This is a genomic window from Halorubrum sp. AJ67, from assembly GCF_000513435.1.
The window spans coordinates 219,265-225,209 of sequence record NZ_CBVY010000003.1; the positions used below are offsets into that span (position 1 = coordinate 219,265).

The window sequence follows — 5,945 nt, forward strand, 5'->3', positions numbered from 1 at the left end:
TCGACGCGGGTCGCCTCCGGACGGCGGCCGTCGGGCGCGTCCGGGCCTTCCTCGACGAGGGACCGGAATCGCGCTGAGGTGCGGTCGCTCGCGGCGTACTCGGCCGCGAGCGGTGTTCGACAACTGCGACGCGTCGGCCGCTCACACACGCCCGCGCGCGTGCGCCGCCTTTATAAGTCGACGGCGATTAGCTGGAGTAAGTTCCTATGTCAGAGCAGAGCGAATACGGAGCCGGCCAAATTCAGGTCCTCGAAGGCCTGCAGGCCGTCCGTAAGCGACCGGCGATGTACATCGGGTCCACGGACGGTCGGGGGCTCCACCATCTCGTCTACGAGGTCGTCGACAACTCCATCGACGAGGCGCTCGCGGGGTACTGCGAGGAGATCGAGGTCCGCATCCACGACGACGGCTCCGTCTCCGTCCGCGACGACGGACGCGGGATCCCCGTCGACACCCACGAAGAGTACGACCGGCCGGCGCTGGAGGTCATCCTGACGGTCCTCCACGCCGGCGGAAAGTTCGACTCCAAGTCGTATCAGGTGTCCGGCGGGCTGCACGGTGTCGGCGTCAGCGTCGTCAACGCCCTCTCCGAGCGGCTGGAGGTCGAGGTGAAACGCGACGGCGGCGTCTACCGCCACGAGTTCGAGCGCGGAGAACCCGTCGAGGACGCCTTCGAGCGCGTCCGCGACACCGACGCCGACGAGTCGACCGGGACCCAGATCCGCTTCTGGCCCGACGACGAGATATTCGAGACGACCGACTTCCAGACCTCGACGCTCGCGAACCGGCTCCGCGAGCTGGCGTTCCTCAACTCGGGCGTCGAGATCCGCCTCGTCGACGACCGCGACGACACCGCGGAGACGTTCAAGTACGACGGCGGCATCCGCGAGTTCGTCGCGTACCTCAACGAGACGCGCTCGCCGATCCACGAGGAGGTCATCTACTTCGAGGACGAGACCGACGGCGTCCACGTCGAGGTCGCGATGCAGGCGACAGAGGAGCTTCAGGGCTCCGTCCACGCGTTCGCGAACAACATCAACACCCGCGAGGGCGGGACCCACCTCACCGGGTTCAAGACCGCGCTGACGCGGACGGTGAACGACTACGCGAACGAACACGGGTTAGTCGACGACCTCGACGCCAACCTCAAAGGGGAGGACGTCCGCGAGGGGCTCACGGCCGTCGTCTCGGTGAAACACCCTGACCCGCAGTTCGAGGGGCAGACGAAGACGAAGCTCGGCAACAGCGAGGTCCGCGGCGTCGTCGAGTCCGCGACCCACGAGAAGCTCGGAACCTTTTTCGAGGAGAACCCGGACACCGCCGAGAAGGTCGTCCACAAGGCCGCCGAGGCCGCCCGCGCCCGGAAGGCGGCGAAGAAGGCCGAGGAGCTGACCCGACGGAAGTCCGCGCTGGAGTCGACCGCGCTGCCCGGCAAGCTGGCCGACTGTCAGACCCGCGACCCGACCGAGGCGGAGCTGTTCGTGGTCGAGGGCGACTCCGCGGGCGGCTCGGCCAAGCAGGGCCGGAACCGCGAGAATCAGGCAATTTTACCCCTCAAGGGGAAGATCCTCAACGTCGAGAAACACCGCCTCGACCGCATCCTCGAGAACGACGAGATCCGCGCGCTGATCACCGCGATCGGCGCGGGGATCGGCGAGGAGTTCGACATCGACGACGTCCGGTACAACAAGATCATCCTCATGACCGACGCCGACGTCGACGGTGCGCACATCAGAACCCTCCTCCTCACGCTCCTCTACCGGCACATGAAGCCCCTGTTGGAGGCCGGCTACGTGTACGCGGCCCAGCCGCCGCTGTACCGCGTCCGCTACCGCGGGGAGACGTACGACGCGATGACCGAGGAGGAGCGCGACCGCATCGTCGAGGAGGAGTGCGACGGCAACCCGACGCAGGTCCAGCGGTTCAAGGGGCTCGGCGAGATGAACCCCGACCAGCTGTGGGACACCACGATGGACCCGGAGAACCGCCGGCTCAAGCGGATCAACGTCGACGACGCGGCTGCCGCCGACCGCATGTTCAACGTGCTGATGGGTGACGCGGTCGAGCCGCGCAAGCAGTTCATCAAGGAACACGCGACCGAAGCGGAGTGGGTGGACATATGAGCTCAGAGACTTCAGACGCCGACCCCGGTGACGTACGGGCCGCACAGGTGACGAACGCCCGCATCGAAGACGAGATGGAGCAGTCGTACATCGACTACGCGATGTCCGTCATCGCGGGCCGCGCGCTCCCCGACGTGCGCGACGGGCTCAAGCCCGTCCACCGCCGCATCCTCTTCGCGATGAACGAGGCGGGCGTGACGAGCAACTCCGCGCACCGCAAGTCCTCCTCCGTCGTCGGCGAGACGATGGGCGACTACCACCCGCACGGCGACAGCGCCATCTACGACACGCTCGCGCGGATGGCGCAGGACTTCTCGATGCGGTACCCCCTCGTCGACGGGCAGGGGAACTTCGGCTCCGTCGACGGCGACCCGCCGGCCGCGATGCGGTACACGGAGGCGCGGATGGCCCCCATCGCCGAGGAGCTGATGGCGGACATCGAGCGCGACACCGTCGACTTCCAGGCGAACTACGACGACCGCCTCGAAGAGCCGGCGGTGCTGCCCGCGGCGTTCCCAAACCTCCTCGTCAACGGCTCCTCGGGTATCGCGGTCGGGATGTCGACGAACATCCCGCCGCACAACCTCGGCGAGGTGATCGACGCGACCGTCGAGCTAATCCAGATCCCCGACGCGACGGTCGAGGACCTGATGGAACACGTCAAGGGGCCGGACTTCCCGACCGGCGCGAACATCGTCGGCCGGAACGCGGTCCACAAGGCGTACAAGACGGGTCGCGGTCGGATCCGCGTCCGCGCCGAGTTCGAGGTCGACGAGGAGGAGGGCCGGATCGTCATCTCGGAGCTCCCCTTCCAGCAGAACAAGTCGCGGCTCGTCGAGCGGGTCGCCGAGGACGTCAACGAGGGAGCGATCGAGGGGATCCGCGACCTCCGCGACGAGTCCGACCGCGACGGGATCCGGATCGTCGTCGAGCTCAAGCGGGACGCGATGGCGGATGTGGGTGAAAAACCAGCTGTTGGAGAGCCACCTCGAACGCACCTTCGGGGTCATCAACCTCGCCCTGGTCGACGGTTCTCCGCAGGTGTTGGACCTCAAGGAGACGCTCGAACACTACGTCGAACACCGGCGCGAGGTCGTTCGGCGGCGCTCCGAACACGAGCTCGCAGAGCGCGAGGACCGCGCGCACATCCTCGAAGGCCGGCTGAAGGCGCTCGACAACGTCGACAGCGTCGTCGAGACGATCCAAGACTCCGACGACCGCGACGCCGCGAAGGCGGCGCTGGAGTCCGCGTTCGACTTCACCGAGGCGCAGGCGGCCCACATCGTTCGGATGCAGCTCGGCTCGCTCACCTCGATGGAGACGGCCGAGATCGAGTCGGAGTACGAGGAGGTGAACGCCCGGATCGAGCGGCTGGAGACGATCCTTGCCGACCCCGGCGAGCTCGACCAGGTGATCGTCGACGAGCTTCAGGAGATCAAAGCCGAGTACGACGACGAGCGCCGCACGAGCTTCATCGAGGACGTGGGCGACGTGACCCACGAGGACCTCATCCCCGAGGAGGAGTGCGTCGTCGTGATGAGCGAGGACGACTACATCAAGCGGATGCCGCTCGACGAGTTCCGCGCGCAGAACCGCGGCGGCAAGGGGATCATCGGCACGGGGCTGAAGGAGGGCGACCGCGTCTCCTCCGTGTTCGCGGCCAACTCCCACGACTACCTCCTCGTGTTCACGAACCGCGGGCAGATCTACGAGCTGAAGACCTACGAGATCCCGGAGATGTCCCGCACGGCGCGCGGGAAGTCCGCGGTCAACCTCCTCGATCTGGACGACGGCGAGGAGATCGAGTCGGTCGTCAACACCGAGGACTTGGACGACGACGAGTTCCTCACGATGGTCACCCGCGACGGGTACATAAAGCGGACCGCAGTCGACGAGTTCGGCAACATCCGCTCGACCGGCATCCGCGCCATCCGGCTGGAGGACGGCGACGAACTGGTCGACGTCGAGGTGACCGACGGCGACCGCGACATCGTCATCGGAAGCAAACACGGGATGGCGATCCGGTTCGACGAGTCCGACGCCCGCGCGATGGGTCGCACGGCCCGCGGCGTGATCGGCATCGACCTCCGCGAGGGCGACGCCGTCGCCGGCGTCGCCGCCATCGACCAAGACTACCACAACTGGGTGCTCACCGTGACCGAGAACGGCTACGGGAAGCGCTCCGACCTCGACGAGTACCGCCCGCAGTCGCGGAACGGCAAGGGGCTCGTCGATATCAAGACCGGCGACCGCAACGGCGAGGTCGTCGCCATCGAGGCGGTCACCCACGGCGACCACCTCGTCGCGATGAGTGCGGCGGGACAGATCATGCGGACCCGCGTTGAGGAGATCTCGACCGTGAGCCGGAACACGAAGGGTGTCATCGTGATGAACCTCGACCCCGACGACGAGGTCGCGTCCGTCGATATCGTCCCCGAGTCGGTTCACGCCGCCGAGAGCGAGGCGGACGACGCCGAGGTCGACGACGAGTAACCCTCCCGCGCGACGAACCCCGCTCGGTTCCGATCCCTCCTCCGTCCGTTCGTACGTGGCTTGAAGTCCCGTCGCGACGAGCGACCGCCATGGAACGACGCCGACTCCTCGCCGCGAGCGCGACCGTAGTCGCCGGCGGGGTCGCAGGCTGTCTCGGATCGGACGACCCCGGCCGCCTCGACCTGACGGTCCGCAACGACGGCGACGGTCCGGTCGACGTGGACGTCGTCGTCGAGGGCGACGACGGGACGACCTACGAGGAGGAGTCCGACCGGGTCGACGCCGGCGTCGCCCGGGCGTTCGAGGTGGTCGTCGGGGCGACCGGTCGCCACGAGGTCGCGGTGACGGGTCCCGACTGGGAGGGGCGATTGGCGTGGGACGCCGGTACCTGCCAGCTCTACGACGCGACGATGGTCGTCGGCGGCGGGACGGTCGAGGTCGCGGGCGAGTGCGTCAACTCGCGGTAGTCGCTCGTCCCGGTCGAGTCGACCGCGCTCTCCGCGAATCGTTCAGGAAAGTTACTTACTGTCGCCGCGAAAATCCCCGGACGAGATGGACGAGTACGAGGGGATAGACGAGGTCGTACACGAGCCGACCGAGGCGTTCGCCGAGTCGACGAACGTCGCGGCGTTCATGCGCGAGTACGGGATCGACGACTACGAGGAGCTAATCCGCCGCACCACCTCGGAGGTCCCGGGCGAACCGGAGTCCGGGGTCGACTGGTTCTGGGACGAGATCGTCGACTACCTCGACATCGACTTTTACACCGACTACGACACGGTCCGGGACGACGCCGACGGCCCGCAGTTCTCCGACTGGTACCCGGGCGGCGAGATCAACGTCGCGCACAACGTCGTCGACCGCCACGCCGCGGTCGACTCGCCGAACCGCAACCGCGTCGCGCTGCTCTGGGAGGGAGAGCCGGGGGACGTCCGCGAGATAACGTATCACGAACTCCGCCGGCAGAGCGACCGGGTCGCGAACTACCTGACCGAGGCCGGGATCGAGACCGGCGACACCGTCGGGCTGTACATGCCGATGGTGCCCGAGGTCGTCTCGATCCTCTACGGCTGCCTGAAGGTGGGTGCGATCGCGGTGCCGATCTTCTCCGGGTTCGGCCGCGAGGCGACCGCGACCCGGATCGACGACGGGGAGCCGTCCGTGCTGTTCACGGGCGACGGCTTCTACCGGCGGGGCGACGAGGTGCGGCTGAAGGCGACCGCCGACCAGGCCATCGCGGACGCCGGCCACGTCGAGGAGATCGTCGTGTACGACCGGCTCGGGGCGACGCCCGCAAGCGACGACGGCGAGGTCACTCCCACCCCGTGG

General features: G+C 67.6%; 3 protein-coding genes and 1 pseudogene. All 4 read left to right on the plus strand.

Features of this window, described 5'->3' with window-relative positions:
• Nucleotides 1-206: 206 nt before the first annotated feature.
• Nucleotides 207-2,123 (plus strand): DNA topoisomerase (ATP-hydrolyzing) subunit B, encoded by a 1,917-nt coding sequence (gene gyrB / locus BN903_RS04610; RefSeq protein WP_048076598.1) that lies wholly within the window; start codon nucleotides 207-209, stop codon nucleotides 2,121-2,123.
• Nucleotides 2,120-4,616 (plus strand): annotated as a pseudogene (gene gyrA, locus BN903_RS04615) (DNA gyrase subunit A). Before gyrB ends, gyrA begins: the two are co-directional and overlap by 4 nt.
• A gap of 89 nt (nucleotides 4,617-4,705) precedes the next feature.
• Nucleotides 4,706-5,083, plus strand: coding sequence for a hypothetical protein (locus BN903_RS04620; RefSeq protein WP_048076599.1), 378 nt, complete (start codon nucleotides 4,706-4,708; stop codon nucleotides 5,081-5,083).
• A gap of 85 nt (nucleotides 5,084-5,168) precedes the next feature.
• On the plus strand, nucleotides 5,169-5,945 hold a 777-nt coding region (locus BN903_RS04625; protein ID WP_154018044.1), incomplete at its 3' end, for an AMP-binding protein.